A 19,896-nucleotide genomic window follows, 5' to 3' on the forward strand; every position below is an offset into this window, starting at 1 on the left:
AATCACGAAGGCCTTGGCGGCGCGTTCTCCGGCGGTATGGGGATCAGCGCCATCAGGGCCTTCTGCGCATGAAGACGATTCTCCGCCTGATCCCAGATTGCGGATTGCGGCCCGTCCATTGCCTCGCTCGTAATCTCCTCGTCTCTGTGCGCCGGCAGGCAGTGGAGCACGATCGCATCCGGCTTGGCCAACGACAAAAGTCTCGAATTGACCTGAAAATCCTTGAACGCCCGCATCCGTATCTCGCGCTCGGTCTCAAAACCCATCGAGACCCAAACGTCGGTGTAGACTACGTCCGCGTCGCGCGCGGCTTCTGCCGGATCGTTGGTAAGCGCGACTTGATCGCCAACGAACTTTGCATCGGGCGCAAACCCCTTTGGCGTTGCTATGACTACCTCGTGCCCTAACATCGCGCCCAACAGCGCGAAGCTATGGCACACGTTGTTCCCGTCGCCGACCCAAGCCAGCTTCAAAGCGCTCGTGCCCTTGCGCTCGCGAATCGTTAGCAGATCGGCCAGCGCTTGGCAGGGATGCTCGACGTCGCTTAGAGCATTGATGATCGGAGCGCCCGTGTGAATCGCCAACTCCTCTAAGATCGAATGCAAATAGACCCGTGCGACCACAAACTCGGCCCATCGGCCTAAGTTGCGCGCAACGTCCATCACCGCCTCGCGACGTCCCATCTGAATGTCGTTTTGCGTCAGATAGACCGCATGGCCGCCCATCTGGTACAAGCCGATTTCAAATGTAACCCGAGTGCGCAAGGACGGCTTCTCAAAGATCATCGCGGCAGCGATAGGGCGGTCAAATCGATAAAACTCGCGGCCCTGCTTTGTACCTCGCTTCATCTCGGCGGCCAACTCTAACAAGACTTGAGCGCTGTTGCGATTCAACTCGGTAATGCTGATCAGATTGAGCGGGGGGCCGGCGTCTCGCCAGCGCTCTAGATAGGCCTCCATCTATTCGCCGTCTCCATCGCCGTCTGCCTTCTTGGGCGGCTCGATCGGCGCAGGCTCCATGGGCGCTTCGGGATCGGCAAAGGTCGGCTCGGGTTCGCCATCGCGATCAATGATGAGCGGCTCGTCCTCAGGCTCCGCAGGCTCTTCTGGCGTTTCGGGCTTCGGCCTGCGGCTTCCTTCGGAAAAACGGTCGTAGCTATAAGGCGCGACCTGCCGTTCCCCAAGCACCTGATAACTGTCTTTGCCCACCCGCTCGAACACCTCGACCGAGGCCGTCAGCTCGGCCGATGGCCTCAAATCGTCCTCTTTGGTTTGGGAGTCGTTCTTTGTGTGCTTGGGCGCCCAAGAAAGCCTTGGCCAAGCGTTCGGGCCGAACTCCAGCCTCGGCCCGACGACAAAGTAGCCGACCACGGCAAAGCCGAAGAAGACCGCCGAACCCAATACTAACTTCTTTAAGAACCACTTAACTCTGCTCATGTTAAATCAGCGCGAGTTCGCGCCCGACTTTCTCGAAAGCGGCCAAGGCATCGTCCAGGTCCTTTGGTTCGTGCATTGCGGAGGGCATCGTGCGTATCCGCGCTTTGCCCTTTGCCACCGTCGGATAGAGGATGCCGAGCGCAAACACGCCCTCCTCTCTCAATCGCCGCTCCATCGTCTGCGTCTTCTCCTCGTCGCCCACAAAGACAGGGGTAATGGGCGTTTCCGAACCCATCGTATCGAATCCAAGCCCCGCCAAGTCGGCCTTCCACCGGCGAGTATTGGCCCAGAGCTTCTCCATCGGCGCCGGGTCTGTCTTAAGAATACGAACCGATTCCAAAAGCGCTCCAATGGCGGCGGGCGGCAGCGCCGTGCTAAACAGATAAGGTCGGCCCCGATTGATCAGCCACTGTTTGAGCCGCTCGGAGCCCGCGATGTATCCCCCGACGACGCCCAGCGCTTTACTGAGAGTGCCCAACTGAATGTCCACGCGGCCGTATAGCCCAAAGTGGTTCGTCGAGCCGCTTCCATGCTCGCCCAACACGCCCGAGGCGTGCGCATCGTCCACCATCACCGCCGCGTCGTACTTTTCTGCCAAAGAGACTATGTCGGGCAACGGCGCAATATCCCCATCCATGCTAAAGACGCCGTCCGTTACGATCAATCGCTTGCGAAAGTCGCCGCAACGCTTCAGAATCGCTTCCAATTGATTGCAATCCTTGTGAGCGTAGACGTATCCCTCGCTCTTCCGATAGGCCGCGCCGCTCAAGCGAACTCCATCGATAATGCTCGCGTGGTTCAATTCGTCAGAGATAATCACATCGCCATCGCCAAAACAGGCCGGGATTGCGCCCGAATTGGCCGAAAAGCCGGATTGGAACACCAATACCGCTTCGGTCTTCTTAAACTCGGCCAGCGACGCCTCTAACTGGTCGCAAAGCGCGTTTGTGCCGCCGATCCAACGCACAGCGCCCGCTCCGGCGCCCCACTCCTGAACCGCGGCAATGGCTGCGGTCTTCAAGCGCGGATCGTTCGCCAGCCCTAAGTAGTTGTTCGATGCAAGGTTGACCAGCCACCGCCCGCCCATCTTGACCCGCGCGCCTTGAGGGCTTTCCAACGAAAGCGGAGCCTTGTAGAGGTTCTGCGCCTTCAGCGAATCTAACTGTTCCCCTAACCAATCTTGCAACCGCCCGTTCATCCCGCCTCCTATGATAGCGATTCTACCTGCGAGCGTGTAGAATCGTATGGGCATCGAACTCTTGCGGCCTCTCGTTCGTATCGCAAAGTATCCTTGCCAAGGGGGTAACGGGATGATGAAGAAAACTTTAGCGCTGATAGCCATTTTTGGAGCCGGATTCTATATAGGCACGCTGTTCTTTCAGAAACGCTCGGCCAACTCGGGCTCGCCGGACGAAGTCTCGCGCTTCTTGGAGTTGATGAGCAAACCGGCCGATGCGGTCGCACAACCCTCCCAGTTCGAGGAGTTGATCGTCAACGCGGCGGCCAAGATCGAACCGGCGGTCGTGAATATCGACACCGTTTCGACCGTGCGCGACATGTGGGGACGCATGGGCAGTATCGAAGGCAAAGGCTCCGGCGTGATCATCAGCGGAGACGGCTACATCGTTACCAACAGCCACGTCATCTCGTCTCGTTCGGGAGGAGTGGCCGACAAGATCACCGTGAACCTGGCCGACGGCCGCACCTTTGAGGCCAATCACATCGGCTCGGACCCGCAAAACGACATCGCATTGCTCAAGATCGACGGCAAAAGCCTCCCCGCGGCGCAGATGGGCGATTCGGATAAGCTTCGCGTAGGAGAATGGTCGGTCGCCATCGGCAATCCTTACGGATTCGAAAACACCGTTACCTCGGGCATTGTCAGCGCGCTCAATCGCCGAGTGCCGGCTGGCGAAAACGCCGCTTTTGGCATGATTCAGACCGACGCCGCGATCAACGAAGGCAACTCCGGCGGAGCGCTGGCCAACTCTCGCGGACAACTGATCGGCATCAACACCATGATCTTCACGCCCGTTCGGGGCAGCGTCGGACTTGGCTTTGCCATTCCGGTCAATCGCGTTAAGAAGATCACTGCCGAACTCATTAAGACCGGGAAGGTTACCTACGCTTGGTCGGGACTCAGCCAGTTGATCGATGTGAACGAGGTGCCCCCAAGCCGCCTGCGCTACTGGTTTGGCGACACCGACGTGCCCAAAAAGGGCAGCATCGTGATGCGACTTTGGCAAGGCTCGCCAGCGGCGCGCGCGGGCGTCCAAGCGGGCGACATCGTACTGGAAATCGACGGCCGCGCCCTTAAGGACAAGTACGACGTGATCGAGACCATTCGCAACGCCAAGCCGGGCCAAAGCGTTAAGTTTAAGATTTGGCGCGACGGCGATGCGCAGACCATTACGGTTCGCCTGGAGGAAACTCCGACCGAAACGCCTCGGAGAGCTCAATGAAGATCATCGGCGTTATACCGGCAAGAATGGCCGCCTCGCGCCTGCCGGGCAAGCCGTTGCTCGACATTGCGGGCAAGCCGATGGTCCAATGGGTTTGGGAGCGGGCGTCGAAAGCGCAAAGCCTGAGCGAAATCTACATTGCAACGCCCGACGCCGAGATCATTGAGGCCGCCGAGCGGTTCGGCGCCAAAGCAATGATCACCAGCCACAACCACCGAAGCGGAACGGACCGAACGGCCGAAGTCGCGCGGCGCACCGATGGCGATGCCTATGTCAACGTTCAAGGCGACGAACCCATGCTCGACCCGGACAACATCGACGCGCTCGTTGCCCCCATGCAGCAAGATTCCAGCGTCCAAATGGCCAGCGTCTATTGCATCGAAGACCCCAGCGAATACAACTCGCCCGCCGTCGTGTCGGTGGTGATGGCGCAGAACGGGGACGCTCTCTATTTCTCCCGCTCGCGCATTCCGTACCCAAGGGAAACCACAGAACTGCCCGTTTACAAGCATTTGGGGCTTTATGCTTATCAAAGGGAGACCCTTTTGAAACTGGCCGAACTGCCTCCTACGCCTCTAGAGCGGACCGAATCGCTCGAGCAGCTTCGAGCCTTGGAGCACGGCATCCCCATCCGCATGTCGCCCGTCAAGACAGGTTCGATAGCGGTCGATACCGAGGACGATCTGCATCGCGCTAGAGAGCTGATGGCCGGCCTGCTCTTCTAACCTGGTAATCCTTCGGGCTTCCCAGCGCTTTTACGGTATCTGCCAAAAACCTCGTATTTTTTCTGTCTGCCTTCTTTAGGGTCTCTCCAACAATCGACTTTGGAGACGGAGGCGCCTTCGAGCGCTTGCGTTGAAGCGGGGCGAGAAAACCAGGAGAGGGAAGACCGCCCCGCAACCACCAAAAGCAAGGAGCAGTTCAAGGAGGAACCCTTCACATGAGCGTACGCATCAACACGAACATCTCCTCGATGACGGCCCTGCGCAACGTGCTAAGGACAGCCAACGGGCTGGGCATGTCGACGGAGAGACTGTCGTCCGGTTTGCGCATCAATCGGGCGTCGGACGATCCGGCAGGCTTGATCATCTCCGAGAATCTGAGGGCGCAGATCTCAGGCATTCAGCAGGCCGTGTCGAACTCTCAAGACGCGACCAACCTGATCAAGACGGCGGAAGGCGCGCTGGACGAGGTTCACACCCTCTTGCGGAGCATGCGATCGTTGGCGGTTCACGCGGCCAACATCGGAGTGGGCGACACTAACTCGCTACAGGCAGACCAAAACCAGATCCGGTCGGCGCTGCAAAGCATCGACCGAATCGCGGGCCAGACGTCGTTTGGCGCAAAGCGGTTGCTTGACGGCACAGCGGGCGTGAGCACCTCGGTTACCAACTCGAGCGTGCTGGGCGGGGCCAACTTCACCGCTTCGTTCAACGGCTCGGCGCTTTCGACCGGCTTGGTCAGCATGTTCGTAACGACTGCCGGCACGCGGGCAGCCGTCGCGGGCACCGCGACCTACGCTGCGCTGACATCCACCGTCGGCTCGGGCACCATCGTCATTAATGGCGCGCAGGTCAGCCTGAACGGCACTGACACGGTACAGGGACTGATGGACAAGATCAATGCGTTGAGCAACGTTACTGGCGTTACCGCGAACTCCAACTTCGCGAACGGTAGTTTGGTCGTCAACTTGAGCCATGTCAACTATGGCACCAACTTCTCGATCTCGCTGAACGACGCAAGCGGTCGCATCCGATCGGGCAATACCGACGCATCGGGCACGAACGCAGTGGCGCGCATCGAAGTCATGACCTCTGCCGGCGTTACGAGCTCCCTCTTTACGGGAGGGCGCTTTAGCGGCGACAGCGGATTGCGACTGACCGATGCGGCCGGTAACGCGATCCTGTTGACGGAAGCTGGCAACGTCGCCAGCTCTGCAACGGCAGCCGTCGCTAAGGTTACGGCGGGCGATCTGCAGTTCCAGGTCGGAGCCGGAGCCGGTCAGTCTGTGCGCGTCTCGCTGAACGACGCTCGAGCGCTTCGATTGGGTACCGGCGTTGTGGCCGGCCTCAGTCTGGCCGACATCGACGTTACAGCCGCAGGCGGCGCCGACAACGCGATCAAGATCATCGACGAGGCCATCCGACAGGTCTCCAGGCAGCGCGGAGAGATCGGTTCGTTCCAGACCAACATTCTGGAAAGCAACATCCGGTCGCTGAACGTTGCGCGCGAGAATCTGGCGGCTACCGAGTCCTCAATCCGAGACCTGGACGTGGCGGACGAGATGACAACCTTCACCAAGCTTCAGATCTTGCAGCAGTCGGGTATGGCGGTGCTGGCTCAGGCCAACTCGATGCCGCAGTCGCTGTTGCAACTGTTGCGATAAGTCCGAGATAAATCAAGGTCAAACTTTGGGCGAGCGCCATTCCGGCCTCGCCCTTTTTTTATTCCTGATCCTTGGCGAGCGCGGCCTCCAGCTGCTTCTGAGTGCGCGTCATGGTCAGATCGCCTCGCGTCCGCTCCAATACGGCACGCAGCGCGTCGCACGTTCGCCTCAATCCGCCGGTCAATGCATCTGGATAGTCAAAGGTAACCAGTTCGTCGTAAATCTCTTCCATCACCACGAACACCGACTCGGCCCGCTCCAATTCGCCCCGTCTGAGCGCGTCTAGTATGTAACGGCGACACTCGGACGCCGCTTCGCCCATTCCGTTCAGATAGGCGGTTATCCCAACGCCCACATCGCCCGGCTCGGGCACCGGATTGCCCAACACGATGGCATAGATCGCTTCGCCTTCGGCATACTCCTTCTCCGCGTCGGAAATGTAGCCCGCATGAAAGAGGTCCGGATGATCGCGCACGGACTGTCGAGCCTCTTCGATCAATCCTCGCGCTTCGTTGAGCAGTTCTCTCGCGGCCTCGTTCTCTTGCCTGTGCAAGCTCCTGATCGCCTTGGCGCAGCTCTGAATAGTCTTGCGACAAGCGACCAGCGCGCTCTCCCTCGCCTTGTGCCGGCCATCCATCTGCTCCCTCAATTCGTCCGCAATCTTGATCCAATGGTCCCTCATCGACCAGCCTCCCCGCTCGGCTTTCGCACTTCGTAGCCTTCGAAAGTCGTTGTAATGGCTTTGACCAATCGATCGCCCTCTAACGTTTCTTCCGCCACCTCTTCCTTGCGCGGTTCGACGACAGCCTCGGCCGAATCCTGAACGATCTCGATCGCCGCCTGACGACCCAGCGCCGCCGAAAACCGCTCTGTTATCCAGCTCTTGATCTCTGGCTTGCAAAAGTACTCGACCGCACGGGCATTCCCTGCATAGATCGTAAAGTCGCTCTCGCCCTTCTGCTCTATTCTCGCCGCCGCCAATTGTGCAGCTGCTCTCGGTTTCTCCTGCCTGGCTTCGTTCAAAAAGGCTCCCCAAGCCTCCTCGTACGTGCCTGCAGGCTTCCTTGCAGGCGTTGGCGCCTGCGCCACGGCCGGAGCGACCTGCACAGGCTGATCGGCGATAGAGAGCAGCGCCAGCTCCAACACGATTCTCGGAGCGCCCGCAACCCGCATGTCGGATATCGCCTGGCTCAGTTTTTGCCACCAGGCCAACAATCGCGCCGTGCCCACCCGCCTCGCCTGCTCCACTAAGGCTGCCCAAACCGGCGTCTCGTACTGCTGGGCGGCCGTCTCGACGTTCAACTGCGCATGCATCAACGACCTGATTCGGTTTAGCAGCGACTCGGCTATGATCCGGGCCTCCCGCCCTCTCCGCGACTGCTCGTGCACCTGTGCCAGTATCCCCGCTTGATCCCCTTCGATCAGCCGATCGACCAACTCTCGCAGAGCGTCCTCTTCCACGATGCCCAATGCGTCGTACACCGTATCGACGCTCACTTTGTCGGACGAATAGGCGATCGCCTGTTCCAAAGCCGTCAGCGCGTCGCGCCACGAGCCGTCTGCCAATCGCGCAATGGCCAGCAACGCCGGAGCCTCGTACTCGATTCCCTCGCTCTGTAGCACAAACTCCATTCGCTTAACGATGTCGGCCACCGAACCCCGATGAAAATCGAACCGCTGACAGCGCGACCGGATAGTGATCGGCACCTTGTTGAACTCGGTGGTCGCTAAGATAAACACCACATGAGGCGGAGGCTCTTCGATCGTCTTTAACAGCGCGTCGAACGCCTTTGCGCTCAGATCATGCGCTTCGTCGATGATATAAACCTTGTAGCGCGCTTCCATTGGCGCGTACTTGGCGTTCTCCACGATCGCGCCGCGCACATCGTCGATGCTGGTCTCGCTCGCCGCGTCCATCTCGACCACGTCCATGCAGGAACCTTGTCGAATCTGAACGCAAAAATGGCACTCGTCGCAGGGTTCGGGGGTCGGGCCGTTCTCGCAATTGAGCGCTTTGGCGATCAGCCGCGCGGTGGTCGTTTTGCCCGTGCCGCGCGGTCCGCACAGCAGATAGGCATGGCTAAACTTATTCTGACGCACGGCATTTTGAAGGGTTGTAACAATGTGACCCTGGCCCATGACTTGGTCGAACGTCTGGGCGCGGTATTTTCGATAGAGGCTGATGTAGGCCATTCAGATGTCCTTATGGTCGCGCACCGACCGTTGACGAACCCTTCCGCAGCGTACGGTCGCGTGCGACTCCTTCCGGGGTAACTGCGGCACATGGGGCATACGCCTTACCGTTGCTTCCTTCCGGACCTGGCGGGGTTCAACGTCGCTCCATTGCGCAGGCCCCGGCGATCAACGCCGTCGCGCATCGTCGTTTTGCACAAGAGCGCGCCGCGGGCCGGAATTCGGCCCTGCTATAGCGGATTGCAGGTACAGGGCGCCGCTACATCCCCACTTAGCGCGACCGCCCCTATTGTACCCAAAGCCTATCGCGCGCCTAAGTTGGTGATGACGGCTGCCAAGTCTCGGTCGTCCACCACCTGATCGCCGTTCACATCGCCCAACCGGCCAAACCCGCTGTCGCCGAACTGCGTCAGCACGATGGCCAAATCCGAATCGTCGATCTGGTCGTCGCCGTTCGCATCGCCGATCAGCAAGCCCCGGAACTCGATCTCCAAGTCCTGCCCAGCAGTCGTTACAAATTGGCTCTCTCTCAGATATCCGCGAGGCTTGACGCGCACCAAATGGCGCCCCGCAGGAGGCAGATCGGCGGTAAACGTTCCCAATTGACCGGAGCCGGTCAACCTTATCTCATAGGTCTGATCGTTGATCTCCAGTATGACGGGCAGCGCATTGACCGCGCCTGCAAAGTTCTGGAGGTGCACGCGCCCGGTCAACCGAACCAAACCGACCACGACCGTTACGACCGCCGTCGACCGCACCCCCGATGGCCCCATGATCGTATAGGAGAAGCGATCAATGCCTCTAAAGCCCGTCTCCGGATCGTAGCGCAAGGTCGCGCCGTCCACAAGCGTTACGGCGCCATGCCTGCCCTGATCGAACGACACGATCGTGATATTCTCGTTGTTCGGATTCCGATCGTTTGCCAGAACGGAGATGTTCACCGCTGTGTTGACAGAGGTACTGACTCGATCGTCCATCGCCAATGGCCCGCCGCTGGTGATGAACAGCGCCAAATTGTCTCGCGATGTGGAGACCCAGTAGCCGTACCAAGGCTGCATCCGAGTCGAGTCGGGGTTGTCCAGATCGATTCCCAGCCGCTTGTCGGTCTGCGTCGCTGCATCAAAGTAGTAAGCGATCGAGTTCAACCATACCGGAACCTCGATTCGGCTCGCAGACAGCAAAGTAACCGTCTTCGCGCCATCCGTAACCTTCGTGCTCGACCAATCGACCTCGGCATCAAAGCCGCTGCCGATCAACGTTACGCCCGTCTTGGGCAGGCTCACCCATAGATCGCCCGATTCGGTGCGGACGCCCTGATATTCGTAATAGAGCCGCTCGCCCGCGTTCAAGCGCAATTGGAAGCCGTCCGGCCACAGCATATTGCCGAAATCGGCCGGATTCGCGCTGTTGTACACAATCTCTCGCTGACCGGCCGCATCGAACCGCCTCAATCGATCCGTCAGCCCAGCGCCCGCAAACTCCGAAAGCACGCTCAGAGGATTCGGATTGGCAGCCATGCCCGGCATCGAGAGCAGATTGAACCCCGTGCGCAACAGCGCTTCCGGCGCGGCCAGAATCTGCGTTGCGGAAACCTCTCTCAGATCGTCCGTGCGCCGAATGCGAAGCGCAGGATAGAGCTGACCGTTGATCTTCTCGACCGACAAGACACCGATCGCGCTGATAAACTGTCCGACCGGTGGCGCAACGCTGTCCTCGGCCAAGTAGATCTTTGCCTCGCGCCCGTCGCCATCGTCGATCAAGACCCAATCGTTCGTGCTGTCCGTTACTCGCCCCTGAACCTTGAGCAACAGGCCGACCGGGTTCAGTCCGACGCCGCCCGCCATGCCGCGCTGCCCTACGCCCGTGCCCGCATGGTAAAAATAATCGCCCGCATACAGCGACCGGACGCTGATCATCAGGGGATCCAACGGCCCTTCGCCAACTTTCACTATTCGCGCCGCCGGCCCCCTCGCGTCGATAAACCGCTCGTCGTTCGAGTCGGTCGCCATGAATCCCTCGACCTTCACTCGGTCGCCCTCGAGCACGATGCCGCCTTTGACCTTGATGCCCGAACTGCGATCCAGCGCCTCGATGTAGTAGCCGTCCTCGAAGACGGCGGTAACCGCAGCCCCTAACTCCGCGCCCGCAATGACGCGCTGACCGTCGGGCTGGAGTTTCGCCTCGCCGGGCGTAATGTTCTCCGGGATGCGCCGCTCATAAGTCAGCACATAGAACGCGGTCGGGTTGTGATCGAACACATGCAGCCGATTTTCTTCGACCGGAGCACCGCCCGCGGGCCGTCTTATTCGATGCGTCGTCCAAGCGTTGTCGCCCATGAAGATCGGTCGACCGTCCAAACGGGTAACGCCGACCAACCTAAAACGCCCTTGAGCCGGATCGGGCCAGCGAATGTAGACAAATCCCTGCGGCGTCGTCGGAATGCGGCCTATGGTGCTCAACCGAACGTCGGTTATTGGCGCATCGATCGTTCCGTTCGCAATCGCCGTAACGTTCGCAAAACTTCCATCGCTGCTATAAACGCCGTCGGGCAGTTCCTCTTCGTCATTGATCGGATCGTCGTTCACCAGGAAGTCCGGTCGGTTGTCGTCGTCCGGATGCTGGATGCGCACCACATGATCCAAAAAGTGCGTACCGATCGGCGTCTCGATCAGGCTTAACGATTGATCGCCCAAAGGATTGACATGGCGATAATCGGCGTTGAACTCGACAAATCGACCCTGCAAACTCGAGATCAGAAGCCATCTCGCAACGGACGTCATGCCGGGCGGCACATCGCCCAAGTTCACATTGAGCGACGGCGTGATCGGCCGGTCGTTCACCTGCGAGCCGACAATCTGAAAGTCGATCAGCAAGCCGCGCTCGTTCTCCACAATGCGCGGCTGGCTGGACTGGATTTGCACATCTCTGGCGGCGCCAAAGCCGATGTTCTTTAGGATCAGACCCAGAGAGAACGGCTCTGCGCGCTCGACCTCGGGCGTAAACGGATCGTCGCTGTAGACCCGGCTCTGCATGAAGTAATCCAGCACAAGGCGCGGGTCGGGCAGCACGTCGATCGGCATCGGCTCTAAACGCACTACGTGCGTGGCGCCCTCGAACTCGAACTGCAAGAGCCCGCCCACATAATAGCGAGTCGCCTGCATCGGCGCTGCGTTCTCGCGCGGCACGATAATCCAGTTAATATTTGCAATGGTGGTCGGGGGCAACAGTCCCGTGCCATCCACCGCAGTGACATTTCGCAACGTTGGCGGATAGATGGCAAACTTGTCGTCCGCAGGGTTGCCCTCAGCGTCAAAGAAGGTGATCGCGGTCAATATCCGGCTCACATCGCTCGTCGTGGAGGGGTTGACGATCTCCAGAGCCGCGTCGAACGCTTGTCGCTGCATGGTCAACTGCTGTTCGATTTGTAACCGAACGCGGGCGCAAACGCCTTCCTCTTCCTGCACCCTCGGCTCCTGACCTAACAGATGCGCAGCGTGCGATTCGACCGGAATCATCTTGTAGTCGTACAGGTCGCGGGCAGTCGATTCCAGCAACAGGTTTCTTAACTGGCTCATATCGGGCGGCGTTACGTTTAATAAGGGCTGAAAGCCGTCGCAATTGATGTAGTCGCATTCCACATGGTCGCAATTGCCAATCGGGCATATCAGGGCGACCCGCTTACAACCCAAATCGATGTTGTACGAAATGTTGTTCACTTCAAACGTCAGCTCGCCCTGAAGATTCAGATAAACGCCCTCAAAACAAGCCGCAAATTGCCACGGATCGTCTCGACATTGATCATAAGAGACGTTGATCGATCCTGCGAGTTCGGCGTTCGCTTCGACCCGCAGATTCGCGCGGTACTCCACGCCGTTCACCTCGACCTCTCCGCCCATGACGAGGTTGTTCAGACCAATCCCGACCTCGCCGCGAATTGTAGCCTCGCCCGTCAAACAGAGCCCATTGCAGCCCCAATCCAGACCGATCTGTATGTCGCCTTCGATCTTTGGCGACACGCCGATATCGAACTCGAATTCCAAGTCCGCCTCGACCGTACCTAAACCGGGCACGTTGAACTCCCTGCCGACCTCTAGTTCAAAGTGCTTTCCGGCCAAATTGACCGACAGTTCGATGGCGCCGCCGACGCTCGCAGTGAGGCGCGTCTTCTTGGTACCGTCGGGACAGCAGACTTCTTGATAGCAAGCTTCGACCGTGGGCAGTTCGACCTCTACGTCCGCTTGTTGGGCGGTCAACGCTTCGATAAACTCGGCAATGGCCTCCGCGGCGCCGTCGGCAAATCGACTGACGTCGATGCATCGCTCCCTTCCTGGCGGCTGGTTCGGATCGCACCGCTCGCACGGATCGGGCGGTCGGGTAGAAGGCACGATGTGGTACGGACCGCCCGGGCCGCCGCAGTTCGAGCAGCCGCTCCAACCGCCGCCTCCGCCAGGAATGCCGTGACAACCCGCCTTCGTGTTCAAGAAGGTTACAGGCACGTTGATGCAGCGCAGCCCGTTGCATTCATAGCAATACTTCACCCATGTGGTAACCGAGCACGGTCCGTCGCTCATAGGCCCCAACTGCACTCGTTCGATGCGCACCGGCACAATCCGCCGCTCTCTCGCCCGTAGCGTGCCGATCTGCTCTGACAGCATTGTAAACCGCCAGCGAGGATGCGTCGGCAGCGCAAACTCCACGCCCTCCGCCGTGATCAAGCCATGATTCTCGATCGTAAAGTTGATCTGCATCGAATCGCCGTCAAAGTCGGCCAAATCGACCACCGGCGGATCGACCGTTACAACGGGCGCGGGCACATTGGTCTCGAACACGGCTTCCAACGTAATGATGTTCACGTCGGGTATCTGCGTCGGCGTTACGACCCAGTTGTACCGAATCGTCTCTCTCGGCGTAAATGCTACATGCGCGTTCTCGCGACCGGCCTCGATCCGTATGTTCTGGCGATAGGGCGCATGGCCGGCTGCTCGAACGTTTACAACGTAGTTGCCGGCCGTGATGTCCGCAAACTCTACCGGCTCGTCCGGGCCGGCCACAGTCTCGTGCAACACAGCCTGCGTTATCGGGTCTAGCAACTGCACGATGCTGTTGGCCAACAGCGGGCCGTCGGTGCGCGGGTTGCCCTGGTCGTCGTAGTAGGTCGATTCGTCCTCGACGAACACGGCCAGATCGCCCTTGGCGTCCGTGATCGCGTTCAGCCGATAATCGACCGTGATCCCATAGGACCGACCCGCGCCGACCACAAATCCTCCCGTGTATTCGCCCAGCGGCAAGTCGGCCGGAGGCTCCAGCAAAAGCGAAACGGTTGCTGTGTCGCCTGGGGCCAATGGTCCGATCACCTCGGGCGTCGCCAACCGCATCCAAGGGACGTTGGGCAACGAAATTCGCACGGTATCGGTCGCGGCTCCGCCGTCGTTCGATATCTGAACATCGACCAGCGTCTGCCGGCCGACCAGCATTCCAGCCGTCGCCGTGCCGGGTCGCGCGGTCAAGACCGGCCTGGGCGGACGCACGTCTATCCGCACCGGCAATCGCCACTCCGCGCCCTCTTGACTCCGGATCACAATATTCGCCGTACCGTGAAGTTCGATCGGCTCGTTGCAAATCACGCTGACCTGAATCGGCACGGTCGCCAGCCCCGGCAGCGTCGAAGGCATCTGAACCTGAGCGCCGATCTGCGGCGGCGCGTTCTCCAGAGTCCAGGTCAAGCCGTTCAACGGCGCCTCTCCCGGATTGATCAGTTCAAGTTGCGATATGGCGGGAATCAGGGGAACCATGTCCAAAGCCAGACTATCGGGCTTAGTGTAAGCGCCCACTATCGTAAACTGATCCTGATCATAGTCCTCGGGATCGCTCGGATGCGACGCGCCCACCGTGTAGCGCCCGGCCTCCCTGGGCAACGGCTCGAAGACCTCCATAAAGACGCCTTGCGAGTTCGTGCGCGTCTTGATCGTGCGCTTAAAGCCGCGCACTGTCAATCGAATCTCAACCGGAACGTTCGGAGCGGGCGCGTTATTGCCCAAGAACCTTGCCTCGCCCACTAACGGCACCGGCGTACCGGCAGGCGCTACATTGACATCGGTCGAAACCGTGGCCGCATAGGTAACCGGCACGAGGAGGCGCCAACTCTCCTCGTCCGAACCCGCCGCGTTGCTCGCCTTGATCGTAACGGTAATGGGATCCGCCGCGCCAATCGCCTGTTGCCAATGGACGCGACCGAGCGAATCGATGGTCATGTCGCTCGGCCCGGACACCAGCGACCACGTAACAGGCAGAGTCCCCTGCGTCAAACTGGGCGTCGGCCCGACATAGGCAACGCCCTCGGCCACTGTCTCATCCCCAATCTCCGCGATCACCGGCGGGATTGTTTGAGTTACCACAACTGGGCCAAAGACCGCGAAATTGTTCCCTTCGTTCGATTCGCTCAGGCGATCGTCCGCATCGGTTCTGAGAATGAGGTAGTACGTCCCCGGCGCAATCCCCGGCAGAGCATTCTCGATAACACGCTGGTACTCGTCGCCCGACGCTCGCAAGTGGCGAAGCTGATCGGCGCAGATCCACCGAATGTCGTTCCCAACCTGATCGTCCGTGGATAGATAGACGCAATCGCTCCAATTGCCCACCGCGTCGCCCTGGCCGATGTTGCGGGTTTTCCAGCGCAAGATGTAGCTTTGTCCGGTACCCATCTCGGTCGGCAAGTCTAACGGTTGGATGACCAGATCGGGCGCGAACCCTGTGCGGAAGGTTCCAACGTCCGATAGAGCCTCTACATTGCAACCGTTCTTGCTCTTGGCGCGATAGTAGTAGGTGGTGTTCGGCCTCAAACCCGCGAGCATTACCAAGTGGCTTTGCGTCAAAGTCTGGCTGACCGTAGTACTGCTGCCCAAGCCGGGCGTCTCGCCATACTCCACCTGCGACGTGCTTGGGATGTTGGTCGTCCACTGAATAGCCGCTTGAACCTGCGCGACCTGATGCCGCAACTGTGTTATGACCGGCGGCAAGGCCGCAACCGTAAAGCTTCGCGTTGCAGGCGAAGCATCCACCTTGCCGCCCGTATCCCTTGCGCGAACTCTAAAGGTGTGCGCGCCGTCGCTCAACCCTGTCAAATGGATCGTCGTTGCTGCCGAATAGTCCGACCACGGCTGCAGATCGATTTGATAAGCGTATTGCAATTGGCCCACCGGCGTATGGTCGTCCTGGCCGGTAACCGTAAACGCCACGCTTGCCTGGCAGACCGTTGAACCCTCTCCAGGCCCGCTCACAATGCTCGTTTCTGGCGGATCGTTCACGCCCAAGACCACTGTTGCTCGCGCTATTACGTTGTTGTTCTCGTTCGATTCGGGCACAGTCTGGGACGCATCCGCCACCAGCAGCAGGTAGTAGGCGCCGGGCGTCGGCCTTCCCGTGATCGTAGCCGCGGCGTTCCTCGGCAACGTCTGATTAGGATCAAGCCCGCCCGGAGACCCCAGTTCGCCAATGAACAGATCGTTCTGGTCCCATGTCTGATTCTGAGACAGATAGATCCGATCGATCCATGGTTGGGCGGCACGGGCGGCGCCCTGGTTCTGAATGTGCCACGACACGTTAAACGGCACATCCGGCGTAACCTCGGCGGGCGAATTCAGATTCAGCGGCACTAGGTCGGGCGCCTGCCGCGTCGTAAATCGGCCCTCTTGCGACATCCCTTCGTGACCGCACGCATCGCGCGAGATCGCCCTAAACGCATACTCCGTGTTCGGCGCCAGATCGGTGATCGTAACCGAGTGCTCGGTAACCCGCGTCCCGTTCAAAGCGCTTCGAAGCCAAGACTGATCGATCACGCGACGATACTCGACCTGCGAGGTCGCCGCCTCGTTCGTCGTCCAGGTGATCGTCGCCGACACGGGCGTAACGTTGGTCGAAAGCAAATTACCGATGACCGGGCTGACGGTATCGACCACAAAAGTGCGCGAAGCCGGAGTCGGATCGATGTTTCCAAACGGGTCTCTGGCGACGACCTCGAACGTATGGCTGCCCTCGTCGAGTTGAGCAAACGCGCGCGAGGTCGCAGAACTCCAGGCCGACCAATTGCCCCCGTCGATCCGCCACTGATACTCCAGCGCATTGCTCGGCCAGAAGTTGTCGGCGCCGACCCAAACAAAACTGACCGGCAACGAGCAGGCCTGCGCGCCCGGCCCCGATGTGATCGTCGTCTCGGGAGGCGTCGTGTCGGCCAGCGTCCTAAACATCAAGTCGACCGAGGCGCCGCTGTTCCCGCATCGATCCGCCGAACGAACTCGGAAATGATAGAGGGTGTCCAGACCCAATCCTTGGATAACGATCTGATGCTGCGTCTTCAAAATCGCATCGCAAATCGACGAACCATAAGCATCGGTCAACCCATAATCCACACAACTGGTCGCCGGTTCGTTCGTCGTCCATCGAATTACGGCCGATGTGTAGTTGGGTTCGGCGGTTATAGCAGACAAGCCCGGCGCCGCCTGATCGTCGTTCAGTTCGAACTCGCGCACTGCCGGCGTCGGATCGATGTTGCCGTCCGCGTCTCGCGCGCGAACCTCAAATCGATACAATCCATCCTGCAACCCGCTCAGTTCCACGTCGAGATCGTCCGACCAATCGCTCCAAACGCTCGCATCGGAACCCCTGCGCGACCGATAACTGAACGTCAAATCCTCGCTCGGCGTAACATCGTCCGTGCCGCTCCAGCTGAACGAGATAGGCTGCGAACAGACCAAAGAGCGATCCACCGGCCCCGTCTCTATGCGTGTGTCGGGCGCCGGATTGTGCGCATCGTAGGCGCTGATCAATGCAACGCCCCAGTCGTTCAGCGTGTTGCCGCCCGCGCTAAACGCGACCACCGGCTTGTTGGCCGTCAGCCTCAACTTCTTGCCCGGCGCAAGCGAAACAACCCCGTCCGCCTCTAAGTTGTAAGCCGACGACCCGATCACCTCGCCATCGTTGTTCAGCTCGTCAACGGTCAGCGCCGTCTCGCCATAAATCGCAAACGCCCGCCCGCCGTAAGTTTGCGAGTGAAGATGAATCGTGCGGCCGCGATCCCCCTGATAGACGGCGACATCGTCGCCCATCCATTCAATACCCGTGCCGCCTTCCAAATCGCCCGACCATACGCCCACTTTGCCGGTCGACTCTAACTTCCATCGCTTGCGGCCCACGCTCGATCTAAAGTAGTGCGTATTGTTCGCCAGCGCCCTGTCCTGCTCTAACGCCTGCCCCGTATCCAGATCGGTGATCGTAAACGTCGCATCTTCGTAGGCGAAAACAGCAATAGCCCCCCCGCCCCAATTGTGCGTCGCAAACAGGAACTTTCGACCGACGTCCTCGCCATTGTCGCTCGGCACCGCCATGTTGCCATTATGGGTGACTAAATGTAACGCGACCGTTCCCGTCGATTCTAATTTGTAAAGCACGCCCGCCGATAACGGGGCGCCCGTCGTCCGCCAATATTGATCGCGCTGCAGTGCAAAGTTAGCCGTCGGCACGCCTTGCGCTGTCTTGATCGTAACATCGGCGTCCTCATACGCCATCACGACGAACTCTTCATTGTTGCTCAGCGCAGGCAGCACAAACTCAAAATTGCGCCCGACCCTCGTCGCTTGCCCCTTAGCCGGAAAGGCCGTGGATCCCGCATTGCCAACATACAGCCAGACATGCTTCGTCGTCTGCACCTTAAACTGCAAACCGCTCGAGACCGACACCGATCGAACTTCGTACGGATTCAAGACGCCGTTCGCCGCCAGCGCCCCGCCCACAACGTTGACCACCTGAAAATAGGTCGTCTCGTTCGACGCCGCAATGGTCAGCGATCCCGAAGCAGGCGCAAACCCATAGTAAGCATGGGGATAGGTAACGTCCAGCAAATAGGACTGCTCGCGCGAGACCGCGTCCACAAACGAGGGCGCCCCAGGAACGCCAGAGGTCAGATTGTACGACACCTCTCTCGACACGGCATCGCCCGTCTTCGCCGCATCTGTCGGATTGACGTAGCTCACCTCGCGCGACACCGCATCGGTAACGACAGGCGCATCTTTGGTCCGGTAGCTCACCTCCCGAGAAACCGCATCGATCGGCGGCTCGGACTGCAAAACCTGCACCAAACGAATCAGCGACGACCCGGCAAATAAGGGAGCCAGCAGAGCCAGCATCCCTAACAGCACAACGGCGCGCTTACCGAGTCTCATTCAATGGCGCCCTATGGACGGTACGCTCTTGCCTGTATCACGCCCGCACCGGGAGGCAGGGTCAACTGGGCCTCCCAGATCGACAAAGGCGTATCGCCGCTCACGCGGATCGCTTGCACCTCGAACCGCTGACCATGGCGCGGGACGGCATAGACCACCACCGCCCAGTTCCTCGGCACGTTTCGAGCCTCTACCCGAACCGTTACCGGACCGCCGCCCGTTAGGGTAACGTCCTGCCCGCCTAAGTTCAAACTGCCCCTCGGATCGTTCGGCGCAGACGCCCCGCCGATCGACACCACCTTAACGCTCGGCGCGTTGTCCGGCGGCCAAATGAGCGGCGGACTGTCGGGCGCCGCTTCGGAGGCTGCAGGCGTGCGGCGCACAACTCCATTGATGCTGTTCGCCTCCAGTCGTATCCGCCCAACAGCGCCCCGCGAACCGGTGTCGATCAAACCGGCCGATGTGCCGTCGATCGCGTTGGCCAATATCCGCACAGCCCCGCCAGAACCAAGGTAGACCGAAGAAGTACCCGCAATCGAGCGAACGGTTCCCGTAACCGTAACCGTGTTGCGACAAGCGATCAGAATCGCTCCTCCGCCCGCGCTCCCATCGTGCGTCGCGTCTGTCCGACCGCCGCCGCCCGACCCGCCGATCAAAGGCACGATCTGTGCGTTGCCGTAGGGACGAACATCGCCAAATCGGCCCGCAGCGTTGGCATTGCCCGTGCCCGATGCCGACAACCCGCCTCCCGGACCAAATCCGCCCGAAGCCACAGTGGCGAACAAGGCCGCTGCCCCTCCGCGATGGCCTCCCGGGCCAGGCTCGGCGATGCTCCCTAAGTTGGCCGCATTGCCGCCGCTCAAATCGACCGTGCCCGCAATGCTCACCGTCTCCTTGACCAGCCAAACGACCGGAGCGCCGCTCGGATGATTGATGAAACGCACGGTCGCGCCGCTCGGAATGTTCACCGAGTTGTACTTGAACACCACCGCCCACTTCGCCGCATCGTATACGCCAGCGCCCGTACCCGCCTGGTCCCACTGTCCGGGTACCGCTTGGCTCAGGTCGATGGTGAGGGTGCCGGCGCCCGGGTTGAGGTCGCCGTCCGACCCGTCCGAAGGCACATCGATCTGTCCCCAAGCCGCAAGGCCCGTCAACAAGAAAACCAATCCGATCAATCGTATGTTCATTGTTCTCTCCTGCAT

General features: G+C 60.0%; 10 protein-coding genes and 1 other RNA gene. 3 read left to right on the forward strand and 8 right to left on the reverse strand.

Annotated elements, in window-relative coordinates:
- Positions 1 to 2: 2 nt before the first annotated feature.
- From argF to HUU60_06010, 3 genes are read right to left on the reverse strand one after another with little or no spacing between them, the layout of a single operon-like run.
- Positions 3 to 959 (reverse strand): ornithine carbamoyltransferase, encoded by a 957-nt coding sequence (argF, locus tag HUU60_06000; GenBank protein NUL82260.1) that lies wholly within the window; start codon positions 957 to 959, stop codon positions 3 to 5.
- Positions 960 to 1,436 carry a hypothetical protein gene (locus HUU60_06005; GenBank protein NUL82261.1) on the reverse strand — a complete coding sequence of 159 codons (477 nt, stop codon included), beginning with the start codon at positions 1,434 to 1,436 and terminating at the stop codon, positions 960 to 962.
- Between the two features lies 1 nt (position 1,437).
- Positions 1,438 to 2,634, reverse strand: coding sequence for a glycine C-acetyltransferase (locus HUU60_06010; GenBank protein NUL82262.1), 1,197 nt, complete (start codon positions 2,632 to 2,634; stop codon positions 1,438 to 1,440).
- 112 nt (positions 2,635 to 2,746) lie between these two features.
- On the opposite strand from HUU60_06010, the gene HUU60_06015 reads away from it, so the two are divergent.
- The 3 genes from HUU60_06015 to HUU60_06025 all read left to right on the forward strand — a co-directional run bounded on the left by HUU60_06015 (position 2,747) and on the right by HUU60_06025 (position 6,284).
- Positions 2,747 to 3,898, forward strand: a complete 1,152-nt coding sequence (locus HUU60_06015; GenBank protein ID NUL82263.1) for a trypsin-like peptidase domain-containing protein — start codon at positions 2,747 to 2,749, stop codon at positions 3,896 to 3,898.
- Positions 3,895 to 4,623: a 3-deoxy-manno-octulosonate cytidylyltransferase gene (kdsB, locus tag HUU60_06020; protein NUL82264.1), complete on the forward strand. Its 729-nt coding sequence runs from the start codon at positions 3,895 to 3,897 to the stop codon at positions 4,621 to 4,623. The genes HUU60_06015 and kdsB overlap by 4 nt, the downstream gene beginning before the upstream one ends.
- Positions 4,624 to 4,838: 215 nt before the next feature.
- Positions 4,839 to 6,284: a hypothetical protein gene (locus tag HUU60_06025; GenBank protein NUL82265.1), complete on the forward strand. Its 1,446-nt coding sequence runs from the start codon at positions 4,839 to 4,841 to the stop codon at positions 6,282 to 6,284.
- Positions 6,285 to 6,342: 58 nt separating this feature from the next.
- On the opposite strand, the gene HUU60_06030 is transcribed toward HUU60_06025, so the two are convergent.
- From HUU60_06030 to HUU60_06050, 5 genes are all read right to left on the reverse strand, one after another.
- Complete coding sequence (locus tag HUU60_06030; GenBank protein NUL82266.1) at positions 6,343 to 6,966, reverse strand: haloacid dehalogenase; 624 nt, start codon at positions 6,964 to 6,966, stop codon at positions 6,343 to 6,345.
- Complete coding sequence (dnaX, locus tag HUU60_06035) at positions 6,963 to 8,477, reverse strand: DNA polymerase III subunit gamma/tau (GenBank protein NUL82267.1); 1,515 nt, start codon at positions 8,475 to 8,477, stop codon at positions 6,963 to 6,965. Before dnaX ends, HUU60_06030 begins: the two co-directional genes overlap by 4 nt.
- A 16-nt stretch (positions 8,478 to 8,493) precedes the next feature.
- Positions 8,494 to 8,757, reverse strand: an RNA gene (ffs, locus tag HUU60_06040) — signal recognition particle sRNA large type.
- 22 nt (positions 8,758 to 8,779) lie between these two features.
- On the reverse strand, positions 8,780 to 18,691 hold the full coding sequence (locus tag HUU60_06045; protein ID NUL82268.1) for a fibronectin type III domain-containing protein: 9,912 nt from the start codon (positions 18,689 to 18,691) through the stop codon (positions 8,780 to 8,782).
- Positions 18,692 to 18,702: 11 nt separating this feature from the next.
- On the reverse strand, positions 18,703 to 19,881 hold the full coding sequence (locus HUU60_06050) for a hypothetical protein (GenBank protein NUL82269.1): 1,179 nt from the start codon (positions 19,879 to 19,881) through the stop codon (positions 18,703 to 18,705).
- Between the last annotated feature and the right edge of the window lie 15 nt (positions 19,882 to 19,896).

It is taken from the genome of Armatimonadota bacterium (assembly GCA_013359125.1).
Classification (GTDB): domain Bacteria; phylum Armatimonadota; class Fimbriimonadia; order Fimbriimonadales; family GBS-DC; genus JABWCR01.